Consider the following 12,293-nt stretch of genomic DNA (forward strand, 5'->3'; position numbering starts at 1 on the left):
TTTTTAAAGCAGTTTTCCCTTGTTTTGTAAGTTATTTTTCTGTATCTTAAAGTACTGAATAACAGACACTTTAACCTTGATTTTATCTCATACACTCAACCAAAATCTTGCAGCTTTATTTTATGCTGACTGGAAGATCAAAATATACCGGTCAGAAATACAAGATTCGATAATTCGGCTCTTTGTCCAAAGACCGGGAAAGCGGGCCCAATGTCCCACGTGCTTTAAGAATAGTCATACTGTCCGCTCATTTTATTTCAGAACCTTAATAGACCTTCCTATGGTAGGTAAAAAGGTCTTTATCTTACTTAAGATACGATACGCCGCTTCGCTTGTAAAAACTTTAAATGCCTTAAGTTGATATTTTCAGAACAGTGCAACGATATCACCACACCTTATTCCAGACGGACCGAGAGGGCTACAGGGTATTTAAGGCAGGTCCTTATTGAAATATCTTCCAACAAGGGCGCTTACTTTTCTAAACTGATGCAGATTCCCGTCAGTAATAATACTTGCCTGAGGTTAATTAAGTCTATGAATATGCCACTACATGATAGTCTGTTGTGTGTAGGCATAGATGATTGGGCAAAACGAAAAGGAATGAACTATGGATCGATCCTCGTTAATGCAGAAACTGGCCGCACCATTGATCTTCTAAATAGTAGGGATTCAAATGATGTTATAGATTGGTTCTCATCTCATCAAGAGGTTAAATATGTAACCAGGGATAGGGCGACATCTTATGCGAGTGCAATAACAAAATCAATACCTGCAGCAAAACAAATCGCTGATAGATTTCACTTAGTGAAGAATCTTTAGTGATGTTATCCTTGAAGAAATCAGACTCGAATACGGCCATTTGAAGCAGATTGCAAAAAATCTTTCCCCTGATGCAGAGACAATGTCGTCCAATACAGCAGGTGTGAATGCCAGTAGTGACGTAAATTCCGTAAGTAAGCCTAGTATTTCTTCATATATGACTGAAAGACGGGAGAAGTTTCAGTTAATGGCAAAGTTGAAAAAAGATGGACATAACCTAAGTGACATTGCCCGGAGAACGCAAATGAACTGGCGTACGGTGAAAAAGTATTTGACATCATCAATACCATCGATCCAAAGGGAAACGCGTATTAATTACAATAAGTATATGAGCCAAATCAACCACATGGTTCATTTGGAAATCAATCCTACAGCCATGTTTAAGTCGCTTAAGGATCTGGGCTTAAATTGTTGTGAGCGCTCTTTTACCAGATGGTTTACAATAAATTTTCCTGATTATCAGCACAAATGGAGCAGGATATGTCCTCAACCATTGAAAAATGAACAACCAAGTATTTGGATCAACTATATTCCTCCTTTAAAAAAGCTATCGATATTTGTGATGAATCCAGACTATGGTGTTTCAAAAGAGACGGGTGAATGCTCAAAGGAAAAGGAAATTGTTGACGGACTACTAAATAAAGTTCCTATTCTAGCTAGCCTAAGAAGGGCTTACATCGACTTTAGGAAAGTTTTGAAAGGAGGATGCCCCGAACAATTGGACCTGTGGATAAAAGATGTCCAATCAATGAGCCGGAAAAAAATTGACCGCTTTTGTAATGGATTAAAGAAAGACATTCTGGCTGTGAAAAATGCCATCATGTACAACTGGACTAACGGGTTAGTTGAAGGATGTGTAAATAGGTTGAAAAACAAAAAACGTGAGATGTATGGTAGATGCGGATTTCAGTTGCTTAGACGAAAGGTTTGTCTTTCAGTAATGGGATGATTGCATCAAAATTGGCGAAGAACCAAGATAATGCTCTTCCTTTATACCCTTTGGGCATAAACAGCTTGTTTCAACTGAATATTCTTATCATTTTGATCAAAACTAAAGGTGGCAATTGCCTCTGCACTTGTTTTACCTATTTTTCCCGAAATATTCAGCAAAGGTCCTTCTCCGATATTTTTTCTCAATAAATCAAAGTCATCAAACTTTCGAAGCGTATCATTACCAACCCACATTTTTTCGGAGAGTACCTGCATAGCAGGAAATACACGATCGTGCACGTCTTTTTCCGTAATTCCATTCCCAACAATATCATTCCAGGCTGCAAATGAGCCACCTATAATACTTGGATCTCCGGCAGGAAATTGTACATCGCCGATTAGTAAGGGTGTCCAGCTGCTGTAGATATTCCTGATATTCAGATAATCATAATAATAACCCGCCGCAGGCACAATATAAAGCCATCCATCAGGAGTGCTGATTTGTTTATAACCCAGCTTTTTCATCTCAAGGGGATTAGCATAACCATTATACCAGCTATTCATCGTAACATTCATTCTTTACTGTGACCGGTGTTTTACCCTGAGCATGTGTTAACGCTCCCCAGACCCGCACTTCTTTTCCAAAACCTTGTGCATATTTAATGAAATGATCTGTAAATGCACGAAAAGCCTCTGCATCTTTCTTATCATATTCATCAGTACCAATATGAACTACTTTACCAGTAAACACCGGGTGTTCACCAGATAAATATTCTTTAAATACATTTTCAACTACCTGGTAAGTCAATGGGTTTTTCAAGTCCAGATGATCCATTCCATATAACTTACTCCCAATTTCAGGGACTACCTTAGTAAAAGCAAGTGCATGGGCAGGTACATCTATTTCAGGAATGATTTGTACACCATAATCGTCTGCCAGCTGTTGTAATGCGATGAATTCCTGTTTGGTATAAGAACCATCTTTGGCAGTAAGCCCCGGATAAGTTGCATTTTCTAAACGAAATGCCGAATAGGTACTGTTCCAGTCGTTATTGAAATACTTTTTGAATCCATTATCATTCAAAAATGAATCTGAAAATTATTCATTTTATAATAGGACATAAATTTCACGTAATCTTTCAGAAATTGAAGACTAAAAAATTTCCGGCCATCGTCCAATACAAAACCACGCACCTTAAATTCAGGGTAATCACGAGCTATTCCCTGAGGGATAGTTTTATTTTGCTCAACTAACTGTAGTAAAGTACGTGTACCCCAGAATAACCCCTGATACTTCAGCGCACTGATTTTCACAAAATCAGTAACCGCTAAATAATACCCTTCTTCTCCAATAGAGCCGTCGGCCTTGTCCAGTGTCAGAAAGATGTCCCCTTTTTGTGGTTTCCCAGTCAGGACTTTTAGCTTAAATCCCTTTTCACTTAACTCACTTTGCAAAATAACCGCAGCTTTTTGCAGTATATTTTGATCAGCTGTATTAACAACTATACGTGTTGTCGCTTTTAACTGAAAATCTCCATTACCACCATGCCATTCACTTAAAGAAGGAATCACAAAAGGCTGCTGATTGCCCGCATTGTTCTGATATTTACCCGGAATAACGACTTGTTTTACAACATCGAATCTGATGGTATCTGTTGTATTGTTTACCAGCTGAAAGTATAAATTTACTTTCTTCGTAACCAGCGGGCTGATAATTTTGCCAGTACTATCAACAACAGGACTACGATCACTCCCTTTAAACAGGAGATGATAACCATCCGGGTTTGCCGGAAAAGTGATTTTGGTATCACCCTGCTTGATTTCAGGAACACCAGTAACAGACGGTGCAATATGTCCGCTATTTTGAGCAAACAGAAAGTGCGGGACAAAAACCACCACGCTAATTAATAGTAAGATTTTTTTCATAAGTTAAATAAAACGATTAAACAGAAATCAGGTTCTTCCTTATAACGACTCCTGTTAAAATCTCTCTGAATAGACAAACTGCCTAAGTGATAAGGCAATTATAAAAAATAAAATTAATAAAACTAGAACTATTAATGTAATTGAAAAAAGCATAGCTGTATCACAAAATTAAGTGCTCAATATCTTCTTCAAATTGATCACAGCCTGTTCCATCATCTCCTTTTTAAAACCGGTGAATCCCATCATTAAAGCAGCAGGATGTTTAAATTTTATTGCTAACTCATCAATAGCATATAAGTTCATTCCATATTCTTTCGCCTGATGAGTGATATCCTTTGTCACCTCGTCTTTTAAAAACCAAACAACAAGGTGCATACCTGCATCTGCTGCGGAAATACGTATATCCAGTCCAAAATATTGATAGAGCAAACTGATAAGTTCTTGCTGTGCTTTTTTGTAAACTAGTTTCATCCTGCGCAAATGACGCAAAAAGTGCCCTTCCATTATGAAATTTGTTAGAATCGCCTGGTCTATCACAGGACTCTGACGATCTGTAATTGCTTTGATCATTGCAATCTGTTTCGCCATTACCACCGAGGGCAATACAATATACCCTATCCTTAAAGCAGGAAACAGACTTTTATTGACGTTTCCCAGGAAAATAACTTTTCCAAAGCTATCCAATCCTTTCAATGCGGGTATTGGTCTGCCGACATATCTGAACTCACTCTCATAATCGTCTTCAATGACCCATATATTTTGCTGAGAAGCAATTTTTAATAACTTGATTCTTTCAGCTAGTGGCATGGTCTCTCCCAAAGGATACTGATGTGAGGGAGTGACATATGCAAGTTTGGCTCCCGGAAATTTCCTGACTGCATAGTCCAGGTCCAATCCGGAAGAAGTAATAGGTACAGGACATATCTCCCCCCCGAACCTGGAGAAAGCTGATTTGGCCCACAGGTAACCCGGGTCTTCCATCCAGCATAGATCACCCTTTTTTAATAACAGTTCAGAAATCAGATTTAGTGCCTGACTTGAACCGTTAACAATAACGATCTGTTCCGCAGAACAATTGATAGAACGGTTTATTCTCAAATAATCTGTCAATGCCTGTCTTAGAGGTAAGTACCCCTGAGCACTATCATATCCTAAATGCAACTGATGAATATTTTTGTAAACTGAAGCAGCTATTTTTGCCCAGACCCTAAAAGGAAAATCAGCGAAGGATGGTACAGAAGGCTGAAAAGGGACTAGAGATTCTTGCCCGGTATGCTTAGCAACAAATTTTGAATATAAGGGCACTACTACAGGAGTTTTATCATCCTCAGCCAATTTTCCTATTGTACTTTCCAATTTCTTTGTGGTGGCTTTCAATTCATTAAGCTGTTCACAAACATAAGTACCTGCCCCTACTTTGGATGTTAGAAAACCTTCTAAGGTCAGTTGTTCAAAAGCCAGTAAAACGCAATTGCGGGAAACACTCAGTTCCTGGCTGAGACTTCTTGTAGAAGGCATACGATCACCATGTTTCAGCAAGCCGTCAAATACCCCATCTTTAATTTGCTGATACAACTGTATATAGAGCGGCATTTTAGCCTGACGATTCAGACGTATAAAGGTTAATAAGATATCGGGTGATAGACTTCTCATAATTGGTACTATTAATTTTTCACTAATTGGCACTTTTACAGGAGCCAATATAAAATTAGTTTTACAGCTAATAAAACCTTTTAATACTCAAATGAAAATTAAGGCTCAACCTTTACTGATCACTTTAACCTTAGGCATTTTAACAGCAATAGGCTCTATCTCTATTGATATCTATTTACCGGCATTTGGTGTAATGGCCGGCTATTTTAATGTACCAATTGTGCAGATCGAAGCCACAGTAACCGTATTCCTTTTCGGGATGTCAATAGGGCAATTATTTATCGGGCCCATGTCTGATGTATGGGGAAGAAAAACACCTTTGAGAATAGGGTTAGCAGTATATATCATTTGTAGCATTTGCTGCATACTGACTAGTTCTTTCCCCTTATTTCTGATGCTGAGATTTACTCAGGGCCTTGCAGGAAGCGCATGTCAGGTAATTTGCCGGGCATTGGTAAGTGATATTTATAAGGATAAAAATGCAGCACATGCATTCTCCATTTTACAGATAATAATGGGCGTATCTCCAATATTATCACCAATGGCCGGAGGCATGTTAGCCGGAGAAACTACCTGGAAGTACCTGTTCGTGATTATGGCAATTGTTTCAGGAGTGGGTTTAGCAGGATGTTTAACAGTGCTGCCAGCAGGAAAATCTGCAACAAATGATAAAAAGCTACACCTTTCTATCCTGTTGAAAAACTATAGCTATTGTATAAAACATCCAGCCTTTGTGAATTACGCTTTAGTGAGAGCCATTAGCAATAGTGCAGCATTTTCATTTGTGACGGCTTCCCCATTTGTATTGATACAGATTTATGGTTTAAGTGAAAAGCAGTTTGGTTTTGTGTTTTCAGGTCTGGCTTTAGGCATTATCACGACGGGAATACTCAACACGAAACTGCTTAAACATTTTGAGGTTCAAAAAATCGCGAAATTTGCAATCACCTGCCAATTGATCACAGGCTTAATGATGGTCATCGCACTATACTTACGGACCGTTCCTGATTCTGCTGGCTTTGATTTTTATATTTATGTCTATGCTTGGTTTGATTCTGCCTAATACAACTTCCTTGTATATTGGAGCCATTCCTTCATTTAGCGGATCTGCTTCTGCACTGGTAGGTGCAATGAGTTATCTGTCTGCTTTTTTGATTACTTCTGCCCTGGGTTTATTTTATAATCAGACAGCATATCCAATGATTTTGATGATGTGGTTTTGTGCTATAGTGGCTTATTTGTGTTTGAGACACAAAAATCCCTTAAAATCAAACCAGGAGAGAGATCTCAAGCTCTTCAATCACAAAACTTCTATTATTGGTAATATAAAAGGTGAAAATTTATTATAATTATCCGCATTACTATAGTTTTATTAACATAAATTACTTTAATAATAAATACTCATTATAGCTTAAAGAGCAATACAAAGTAATATGAAACTACACCTCCTTATACCATTGATTATATTTTTCGTAACAAAATCAATGATTACTAATGCTCAATCATCTAAAATAATTAATGATTTTACACATGCGGACACATTACGTGGAACATTATCGCCTCTGCGCTCCTGTTATGATATTAATTTTTACCATTTAGATGTTAAGTTTGATATTGATAAAAAATTCATCACTGGAAGTAACCAATTTAAGTTTACTGTGATGCAGGAATCTACAAAAATACAATTTGATCTTTTTGCTAACCTCACCATAGAGAAGATATTATACCACGGAAAAAATCTACAGTTCACTCGTGAAGCCAATGCGGTATTTGTTTCCTTCCCGACTTCTCTTAAGAATGGAACTAAGGATGAATTTACTGTTTTCTATTCCGGTTACCCAACGATTGCAAAAAAAGCACCCAGAGATGGTGGAGTTGTATTTGGCTCAGATCTATTCGGCAAACCATTTGTAGCTACAGCCTGTGAAAGTACTGGGGCCAGCATCTGGTGGCCAAATAAAGATCACCTTTCAGATAAAGTAGACAGCATGCTTATCAGTATCAGTGTACCTAATCAATTAAAAGATGTATCAAATGGTCGGCTCCGCAAAATAACAGCTCTAAAAAATGGTTATACCAGGTATGACTGGTTTGTTGGTAGCCCTATTAATAATTATAACGTAGCCGTTAACATTGCAAATTATACGCACTTTAGTGATAACTATAATGGCAGGAAAGGCAAGCTTACACTAGATTACTGGGTATTGCCCTGCAACCTGGCAAAAAGCAAAATAGACTTTAAAAAGAATGTTGAACCAATGCTCAATGCATACGAACATTGGTTTGGCCCTTATCCATTTTATAAGGATGGATATAAACTGGTAGAAACCCCTTATCCTGCTATGGAACATCAAAGTGCTATAGCCTATGGTGCTTATTCTGTTGCAGGAATGCTTAAAAATGACCTGTTCGGGATAATTGGAGGACCAAGCTGGGATTTTACAATCATTCATGAGAGTGCACATGAATGGTTTGGTAACAGCATAACCGCTCAGGATCTGGGAGATTTATGGATACACGAAGCTTTCGCAACTTATGCTCAATCGTTATTCGTAGAATACTTATACGGAAAGAAAGCTGGTCAGGATTATATTAACCGTTTACGTAATGGAATATCTAATGATGCATCGATTGTCGGACCATATGAAGTAAACCGAATGGGGTCCGGAGATATGTATTCTAAAGGAGCAATCCTCTTAAATACAATCAGAACAATCATCAATGATGAGAAAAAGTGGATAAGTATATTACATGGATTAAATCAGGAGTTTTATCATAAAGCAGTTACCTACGATCAAGTCACAAACTATATCAGTAACAAATCCGGTAAAAATCTAAGTTCCGTTTTTGATCAGTATTTACGCTGCAAAAAACTACCCGTTCTTGACTTTTTAACTATAAACGAAAAACTAAATTCCCGCTGGATTGCTAATGCAAAAGACTTTACTATGCCTGTACTCATCAAATCAAGAGGTGGAAAGTATCAGTTCATCATTCCCCCTCAGATAAATTTACCCCAGTAAATATTGAAGGAATTAAAAAAGAAAATCTGGTTATTGATACAGCCAATTATTATATTGGTGTTCATTTAGAGTAAGTGATATTCCTTAAATATGTAAAAATTGTAGCCCCGTTAAAACAAAAAAAGGTGACAGATTTTTAAATCTGTCACCTCGTTTGGTGCACTTGTAGGGATTCGAACCCCAAACCTTCTCATCCGTAGTGAGATGCTCTATCCAATTGAGCTACAAATGCGTTTCCGTCTGTCGATATCTTATCGCTTTGGGATTGCAAAAGTAGTATTTCTATTTGAATTTCAAAACTTTTTTCAAATAAATATTCAAATAAATCTAGCCTCTTCTACCTGCTACCCTTCTACAACTTTCTTAATTGCGTCGAAATCAGGAAGATCACCCGCCGATTCTAAAACTTCAGCATAAATAATTTTTTTTCCTTCTTCATCGATCACAAACGCAGCTCTTTTTGATACGCCCTTCAAATTATACACGAATTCTTCATAAATCGACTGGTACGCTGTAGACGTTTCTTTATTGAAATCCGATAATAAAGGGAACTGATAGAACTGTTCTTCTTTAAATTTGGCCAATGTAAAAGGTGAATCCACAGAAATACCTAATACTTCAGCATTCATTCCCTGGTAAAAACCAAAGCTATCTCTCATGGTACATAGCTGAGTTGTGCATGTACCTGTAAAAGCCATTGGAAAAAACTGTAATACTAATTTCTTTCCTTTGAAATCAGCTAATGATGTTTCTTTTAAATCTGAGCTGAATAATTTAAAATCCGGAGCCTTGTCGCCTATTTTTAATCCCATTATAATATATATTAATTGTTTGTGTTACAATATTCTTTTAGCCAGCCTATTTATTCAGCTGATCTCTTTCTTTTAATTGCTGATCCAGCAAAGCAAGTCCCTGCTCAAAACTCCGCGGTGCGTAACCAAGTTCCTTTATAGTCTTATCCAGGATAAAACCAGCCTGACCGGACGTTTTGCTGCCTGATTAAGTGAAGCTGCACTTATTTCAGTAATCAGCCCTTTATCCAGGTGCCAGAAATCTGCAACCCGGAAAACCAATTCAGAAATGCTCATCATATCCTTACCGGAAACATTGAATACACCATGCGCATCCTTCTCTATAACTGCAAGACAGGCATCTGCAAGATCCTCTGCTAAAGTAGGCATCCGCCATTGATCATTGACCACATTAATAGGTGTTCCATTCTCCAGCGCTCCCTTAGCCCATAAAACAATATTACTCCTGCTTTCATCACTGATAATTCCATATACAATAATAGTACGCAATATAGCCCATTTACAACTAGAACTCTTAATGATTTCCTCAGCCTCGAATTTGGTTTTCCCATAATAACTTAAAGGATTGGGTATACCCAGCTCATCATAAGGGCCATTTGCACCATCAAAAATAAAATCAGTAGATAAATGCACAAACTGTATGTTGTATTCTTCGCAGATAGTAACCAGTGTTTTCACTGCTTCAACATTAAGTGCATGCGCCAGCTCTTTTTCTGTCTCACATTTATCAACATTTGTTAATGCCGCAGTATGCACAATCGCATCTGGTTTATATTGCCCCAATACCTCCCTCACATTCACAGGATCAAGTATATCCATTTCGGCATATTCATAGCCCTGAGTGCTTTTAAAACGATTTTCACCTTTAGATGTTGCCACCAGATTAAACTGTTTTCCTGACAATATTGAGGCGGTAATTTTCTGTCCGAGAAGCCCGTTGCTGCCCGTAACTAATACTGTTTTCATGGCTACTAAATTATCGATAAAAAAACTGTGGAAAAACTTTTTATTTATATACAAAAATTATATCGAAAATCCTTAGCTTTGCAAACCGAATTGAAGCCTTTAAAACGGCCTTTAACAATTTGATATTTATAATTTTACCAAAAACAATATATGCCTAACATTGGAAAAATAGCGCAGATTATAGGACCGGTAGTAACGTGAGTTTTGCTGACGATGCTCATTTACCTCAAATTTTCTCTGCATTAGAGATTGAAAAAGAAAACGGACAGAAGATCGTTTTAGAAGTTCAACAACATCTTGGTGAAGACCGTGTACGTGCAATTGCAATGGACTCGACTGATGGTTTAGTACGTGGAATGGCCGCAGTAGATACTGGCTCCCCTATTAAAATGCCTATTGGTGATCAAATCAAGGGTCGTTTATTCAATGTTGTAGGTGAAGCTATTGATGGAATTAACGCAGTTGATAAAACTGGTGGTAAATCTATTCACAACGCGCCTCCTCGTTTCGACGAACTGTCAACAGAATCAGAAGTACTTTATACAGGTATCAAAGTAATCGATTTATTAGAGCCTTACGTTAAAGGTGGTAAAATCGGATTATTTGGTGGTGCAGGTGTAGGTAAAACTGTATTAATCATGGAATTGGTAAACAACATTGCGAAAGCATATGCTGGTTTATCTGTATTCGCAGGTGTGTTGGTGAGCGTACTCGTGAAGGTAATGACCTTTTACGTGAGTTTATCGAGTCTGGTGTAATTAACTATGGTGACGAATTCCTTCATTCAATGGAAAAAGGTGGATGGGACTTAAGCAAAGTTGATACAGAGAAATTAAAAGAATCTAAAGCAACATTGGTGTTCGGTCAAATGAACGAGCCTCCTGGAGCGCGTGCCCGTGTAGCTTTATCAGGATTAACTGTAGCTGAATACTTCCGTGATGGTGATGGAGAAGGCGCTGGAAAAGATATCCTTTTCTTCGTTGATAACATCTTCCGTTTCACTCAGGCTGGTTCTGAAGTATCGGCACTTTTAGGTCGTATGCCTTCTGCTGTAGGTTACCAACCAACTCTGGCAACAGAGATGGGATTAATGCAAGAACGTATTACTTCAACTAAACGTGGATCAATTACTTCCGTACAAGCTGTTTATGTACCTGCGGATGATTTAACTGACCCGGCTCCGGCTACAACGTTTGCCCACTTAGATGCAACAACAGTATTATCACGTAAAATTTCTGAGCTAGGTATCTATCCTGCTGTAGATCCACTGGATTCTACATCACGTATCCTTTCTCCAGCTATTTTAGGAGATGAGCACTATAACACTGCACAACGTGTGAAAGAAATTTTACAACGTTACAAAGAGTTACAGGATATCATTGCGATTTTAGGTATGGACGAATTATCTGAAGAAGATAAATTAATCGTTCACCGTGCACGTCGTGTTCAACGTTTCTTGTCACAACCTTTCCACGTAGCTGAGCAATTTACAGGCTTAAAAGGTGTATTGGTTGACATTAAAGAAACCATCAAAGCATTTAATATGATTATGGATGGTGAAGTTGATGAATATCCTGAAGCTGCATTTAACTTAGTTGGTGGCATCGATGATGCAATTGAAAAAGGAAAGAAACTATTAGCTGAAGCAAACGCTTAATTAAGGCGTATACACTCAACATATGACATTAGAAATATTAAACACACCAGATAAAAAAGTCTACGAAGGCGAAGTAACAGCAGTTACTGTACCAGGTACCATGGGATCTTTTCAGATTTTGAGAGACCATGCTCCTATTATTTCAACTTTAGAAGATGGACCAGTAATTATTAAATGTAAAACTGAAGAACAAACCTTTATGATTAAAGGTGGTGTTGTTGAAGTTTTAAAAAACAAGATTATTGTTTTAGCTGAGGGTGTAGCTTAATATTTAATCATAAATTATAGAAAGAGAGTGTTCCAAAAGGACACTCTCTTTTTTTATGCAGTGTTTTGGTCTACCCGGGTATCCTTTATTCGTATTTCAGCGCATCAACAGGATTGGACTTCGCAACTTTAAAAGTTTGCAGACTAACAGATAATACGGCAATGAATACGGATAACAGAAGAGCGGCTAAGAAAGGTCCATAGCTGATCTCTATTTTGTAGTCATAATTTTGCAACCAT

General features: G+C 37.7%; 13 protein-coding genes, 1 tRNA gene and 1 pseudogene. 7 read left to right on the forward strand and 8 right to left on the reverse strand.

Annotation, left to right across the window (positions count from 1 at the left end; translation table 11 throughout):
- Positions 1-540: 540 nt before the first annotated feature.
- Both ACWYN3_RS21555 and ACWYN3_RS21560 read left to right on the forward strand, forming a co-directional pair.
- Positions 541-819 carry an ISL3 family transposase gene (locus ACWYN3_RS21555; RefSeq protein ID WP_456216286.1) on the forward strand — a complete coding sequence of 93 codons (279 nt, stop codon included), beginning with the start codon at positions 541-543 and terminating at the stop codon, positions 817-819.
- 40 nt (positions 820-859) lie between these two features.
- Complete coding sequence (locus ACWYN3_RS21560) at positions 860-1,768, forward strand: transposase (protein ID WP_456216287.1); 909 nt, start codon at positions 860-862, stop codon at positions 1,766-1,768.
- Between the two features lie 41 nt (positions 1,769-1,809).
- On the opposite strand, the gene ACWYN3_RS21565 is transcribed toward ACWYN3_RS21560, so the two are convergent.
- The 4 genes from ACWYN3_RS21565 to pdxR form a co-directional block, all read right to left on the reverse strand.
- Positions 1,810-2,325 (reverse strand): hypothetical protein, encoded by a 516-nt coding sequence (locus tag ACWYN3_RS21565; protein ID WP_456216288.1) that lies wholly within the window; start codon positions 2,323-2,325, stop codon positions 1,810-1,812.
- A complete protein-coding gene (locus ACWYN3_RS21570) occupies positions 2,306-2,833 on the reverse strand; it encodes a family 20 glycosylhydrolase (RefSeq protein ID WP_456216289.1) in 528 nt (175 codons plus the stop codon). The genes ACWYN3_RS21565 and ACWYN3_RS21570 overlap by 20 nt, the downstream gene beginning before the upstream one ends.
- Positions 2,830-3,675 carry a glycoside hydrolase family 20 zincin-like fold domain-containing protein gene (locus tag ACWYN3_RS21575; protein ID WP_456216290.1) on the reverse strand — a complete coding sequence of 282 codons (846 nt, stop codon included), beginning with the start codon at positions 3,673-3,675 and terminating at the stop codon, positions 2,830-2,832. The genes ACWYN3_RS21570 and ACWYN3_RS21575 overlap by 4 nt, the downstream gene beginning before the upstream one ends.
- Before the next feature lie 168 nt (positions 3,676-3,843).
- Complete coding sequence (gene pdxR, locus ACWYN3_RS21580; RefSeq protein WP_456216291.1) at positions 3,844-5,328, reverse strand: MocR-like pyridoxine biosynthesis transcription factor PdxR; 1,485 nt, start codon at positions 5,326-5,328, stop codon at positions 3,844-3,846.
- A 91-nt stretch (positions 5,329-5,419) separates the two neighbouring features.
- Between pdxR and ACWYN3_RS21585 the strand changes: the two genes are divergently transcribed.
- The 3 genes from ACWYN3_RS21585 (at position 5,420) to ACWYN3_RS21595 (ending at position 8,351) form a co-directional block, all read left to right on the forward strand.
- On the forward strand, positions 5,420-6,391 hold the full coding sequence (locus ACWYN3_RS21585) for a multidrug effflux MFS transporter (RefSeq protein ID WP_456216292.1): 972 nt from the start codon (positions 5,420-5,422) through the stop codon (positions 6,389-6,391).
- A gap of 10 nt (positions 6,392-6,401) precedes the next feature.
- Positions 6,402-6,677, forward strand: coding sequence for a hypothetical protein (locus tag ACWYN3_RS21590; protein WP_456216293.1), 276 nt, complete (start codon positions 6,402-6,404; stop codon positions 6,675-6,677).
- A gap of 135 nt (positions 6,678-6,812) precedes the next feature.
- Entirely contained in the window at positions 6,813-8,351 is a 1,539-nt protein-coding gene (locus tag ACWYN3_RS21595; RefSeq protein ID WP_456216294.1) for a M1 family metallopeptidase, read from the forward strand.
- A gap of 155 nt (positions 8,352-8,506) precedes the next feature.
- Here the strand turns inward: ACWYN3_RS21595 and ACWYN3_RS21600 are convergent.
- The 3 genes from ACWYN3_RS21600 to ACWYN3_RS21610 all read right to left on the reverse strand — a co-directional run bounded on the left by ACWYN3_RS21600 (position 8,507) and on the right by ACWYN3_RS21610 (position 10,129).
- Positions 8,507-8,583: transfer RNA gene (locus tag ACWYN3_RS21600), tRNA-Arg, on the reverse strand.
- A gap of 112 nt (positions 8,584-8,695) precedes the next feature.
- A complete protein-coding gene (locus ACWYN3_RS21605; protein ID WP_456216295.1) occupies positions 8,696-9,163 on the reverse strand; it encodes a redoxin domain-containing protein in 468 nt (155 codons plus the stop codon).
- A 135-nt stretch (positions 9,164-9,298) separates the two neighbouring features.
- Complete coding sequence (locus ACWYN3_RS21610; protein ID WP_456216296.1) at positions 9,299-10,129, reverse strand: SDR family oxidoreductase; 831 nt, start codon at positions 10,127-10,129, stop codon at positions 9,299-9,301.
- A gap of 150 nt (positions 10,130-10,279) precedes the next feature.
- On the opposite strand from ACWYN3_RS21610, the pseudogene atpD reads away from it, so the two are divergent.
- A pseudogene (gene atpD, locus ACWYN3_RS21615) lies at positions 10,280-11,786 on the forward strand (F0F1 ATP synthase subunit beta).
- 22 nt (positions 11,787-11,808) lie between these two features.
- Entirely contained in the window at positions 11,809-12,054 is a 246-nt protein-coding gene (atpC, locus tag ACWYN3_RS21620; RefSeq protein WP_456216297.1) for an ATP synthase F1 subunit epsilon, read from the forward strand.
- Positions 12,055-12,139: 85 nt separating this feature from the next.
- On the opposite strand, the gene ACWYN3_RS21625 is transcribed toward atpC, so the two are convergent.
- Entirely contained in the window at positions 12,140-12,289 is a 150-nt protein-coding gene (locus tag ACWYN3_RS21625) for an ABC transporter permease (protein WP_456216298.1), read from the reverse strand.
- Positions 12,290-12,293 lie beyond the last annotated feature (4 nt).

The sequence above is a fragment of the Pedobacter sp. NJ-S-72 genome (assembly GCF_053890575.1).

Coding starts and splice junctions, on each gene's coding strand:
- ACWYN3_RS21555 (WP_456216286.1), top strand. CDS start 541: ATGCCACTACATGATAGTCTGTTGTGTGTAGGCATAGATGATTGGGCA.
- ACWYN3_RS21565 (WP_456216288.1), bottom strand. CDS start 2,325: ATGAATGTTACGATGAATAGCTGGTATAATGGTTATGCTAATCCCCTT.
- ACWYN3_RS21575 (WP_456216290.1), bottom strand. CDS start 3,675: ATGAAAAAAATCTTACTATTAATTAGCGTGGTGGTTTTTGTCCCGCAC.
- pdxR (WP_456216291.1), bottom strand. CDS start 5,328: ATGAGAAGTCTATCACCCGATATCTTATTAACCTTTATACGTCTGAAT.
- ACWYN3_RS21585 (WP_456216292.1), top strand. CDS start 5,420: ATGAAAATTAAGGCTCAACCTTTACTGATCACTTTAACCTTAGGCATT.
- ACWYN3_RS21595 (WP_456216294.1), top strand. CDS start 6,813: ATGATTACTAATGCTCAATCATCTAAAATAATTAATGATTTTACACAT.
- ACWYN3_RS21605 (WP_456216295.1), bottom strand. CDS start 9,163: ATGGGATTAAAAATAGGCGACAAGGCTCCGGATTTTAAATTATTCAGC.
- ACWYN3_RS21610 (WP_456216296.1), bottom strand. CDS start 10,129: ATGAAAACAGTATTAGTTACGGGCAGCAACGGGCTTCTCGGACAGAAA.
- atpC (WP_456216297.1), top strand. CDS start 11,809: ATGACATTAGAAATATTAAACACACCAGATAAAAAAGTCTACGAAGGC.